The following is a 2,412-nucleotide window of genomic DNA, read 5'->3' on the forward strand; positions in this document are numbered from 1 at the left end:
ATAGATAGTATTTTATTTTTATAATGTTTTATTTTCCCTTTTAATACAGTATGTGAAATTATATTTTTTTTGCAGTGTTCCTTGCTCCTTAACTAACATTACAGATAGCAACTTCATTATATCTATATAAGAATTTCTTTATTTTATCTATATCAATGCCGTAAAAAACTGCCTAAGGGGGACATTAGGCAGTTTAATTCATTTATATTTATGCTAGTGATTTCGTTTCTCTCATTACTTCAATGAAGTATCCCCAGTTATTTATAACTGATGAAATACTAATATGTTCATCTGGCGTATGAACATTGAAAATATCTGGTCCGAATGAGATGGCATCCAATTCAGGCATTTTTTGAACAAATACACTACATTCGATACCAGCGTGTACTGCAAAGATTTCAGCATCTTTGTTATATTTTTCTTTATGCACTTTTTCAAACAAATCACGAATTGGTGAATTCGGGTTGTACGGCCATTCTGGATACTCAGATTCCTTTTCAAATTGTGCTCCAACTAATTCTGCAATATGCTTAATTTCATTCGTAATATGCTGTTTTAAACTACTTACAGAACTTCTCACTTCGTTTCGCAATTTAATTTCATTATGTAATGTTTCAATAACACCTAAATTTGTTGAGCTTTCTACAAGTCCTTTAATATCCATGCTCATGCTTTGAATGCCGTTTGGAATCAAGAATAAAGAAGAAATAAGTTGTTTCTGTGTTTCTGTTGCAAATACTTTTTCTACTTTTTCTTCTAATTTTGTAAGAGAAACATGTACATCAGGATCTACAGCACGTAGCTCGTCTTGGAAAATACGTGTCCATTCTGCTACTTTCTCTTCTACCTTTTGCACGTCGTTTACAGATAATAAAATTGTTGCTACGCTTTCACGCGGAATTGCATTTGTTTTTAACCCACCATGAATTCCACTCATGTTAAATGAAATTTCATTCGATAAATCATGGAGAACGCGTCCTAAAACTTTATTGGCATTTCCTCTTTGTTTATCAATCTCCATACCAGAGTGGCCACCTTTTAAGCCTCCAACATATAAACGGTATGCTTCTAGTTCAGCAGGTACTTCTTCCCAAACAACAGGAATCGTTTCAACTGCCTTTGCTCCGCCTGCACTGCTCACTAGTAATTTATGATCTTCTTCAGAGTCGATATTAATAAATATTTTCCCATCAAAGTGCTTCGCATCAACCGCAAAGGCTCCACCCATTGCGGTTGCTTGGTTCTTCTCGCAAACCATGTCCATATGGCCCTGAATAATAATTGCAGGAACATTTTCATAACCATCCGTTGCTGTCTTTTTAATGACTACATTTAATGCTTCATCTTGTACAACATCTAAATTACGATCTTTTGCAAATTCAACTAAATAATCACTAATTTCTTTTTCATTTCCAGATCCTCTTGGAATCTTTGAAATTTCTGCAAAATGATAAAATACAGGGTGCTTTGTTAATTGTTCTAAATTAGAATACATTTTGAAGCTCCTCTCTTAAATAAAACTGATTAGATAAATCTTTGAATTTCAAATTATTCTTTTCTTTACCATTATACCATGCTTCATCATTTTACTTTTTATTAAAGATGTAGATCTATCACTTCTATTTATCAAAAACTATCCCATATCCATTTCACAGAATATTAGTATGCTTTTATACTACATTTAAAAAATTAAGGAGAATGCATATGTATTTTACAGAAACCTTCCTTGTCCTGAACATATTTTCGATTTATACGATTCCGTCGGTTGGAATGATTATTTAAAGCTTTTAAAAGAGCAAATGCATAATACCCTCACTCAAAGTACTTTTATTATAAGCGCTTATGACAACGGTCAATTAATTGCAACAGGGCGTATCATTTCAGATGGGGTAATTAACGCTTATCTATGTGGATTGGTCGTTCATCCATCATTTCAAAATCGAGGGATTGGAAAGGAAATCGTTMAAAAATTAATAGTGAAATGTCAAAAACAGAACCTACACCTACGATTACTTTGTACAAAGGAAAATATCCCATTCTATGAGAAATTAAATTTTGAGGAGTTTGGGGTGGGAATGAAGAAGAAATAAAAAAGAAAATGCTTCTATGCATTTTCTTTCAATTTTTTCCCTTGCATATATTTTGATGCATCACCATTCATAAGCTTTTCTAGTCTATTAATATTTTCCGTTAATGCACCTTTTACAAGAGAGAAATCTGTATTTGATGCTTCTTTTTCTTTCTTAAAAAAAGCAAGTTTTTGTTGTTTCATTTCTTGCATTTTCTCCTCCCCCTTTTGTAAAAAAGATACAATCTTTGTCTATCTTTATTATATATGAAATATGGACAGGTTGCACTTCTATCCTTTTCTTTTTAATTCTTCTTCTAACTCTTCTACTTGCTGCATTGTAT

The 2,412-nt window shown here is 32.3% G+C and carries 3 protein-coding genes; 1 reads left to right on the plus strand and 2 read right to left on the minus strand.

Annotated elements, in window-relative coordinates; translation table 11 throughout:
- Nucleotides 1-208 precede the first annotated feature (208 nt).
- Complete coding sequence (gene pepD / locus AC1DIT_RS28105) at nt 209-1,495, minus strand: beta-Ala-His dipeptidase (protein WP_476998600.1); 1,287 nt, start codon at nt 1,493-1,495, stop codon at nt 209-211.
- Nucleotides 1,496-1,799: 304 nt separating this feature from the next.
- Here pepD and AC1DIT_RS28110 point away from each other — a divergent pair, with 304 nt between their 5' ends.
- Nucleotides 1,800-2,090: a GNAT family N-acetyltransferase gene (locus AC1DIT_RS28110; RefSeq protein ID WP_476998601.1), complete on the plus strand. Its 291-nt coding sequence runs from the start codon at nt 1,800-1,802 to the stop codon at nt 2,088-2,090.
- Between the two features lie 14 nt (nt 2,091-2,104).
- Here AC1DIT_RS28110 and spoIISB read toward each other — a convergent pair whose 3' ends face one another.
- Nucleotides 2,105-2,281: a stage II sporulation protein SB gene (gene spoIISB, locus AC1DIT_RS28115; protein WP_016114882.1), complete on the minus strand. Its 177-nt coding sequence runs from the start codon at nt 2,279-2,281 to the stop codon at nt 2,105-2,107.
- Nucleotides 2,282-2,412 lie beyond the last annotated feature (131 nt).

The sequence above is a fragment of the Bacillus sp. 05T22 genome, assembly GCF_056396765.1.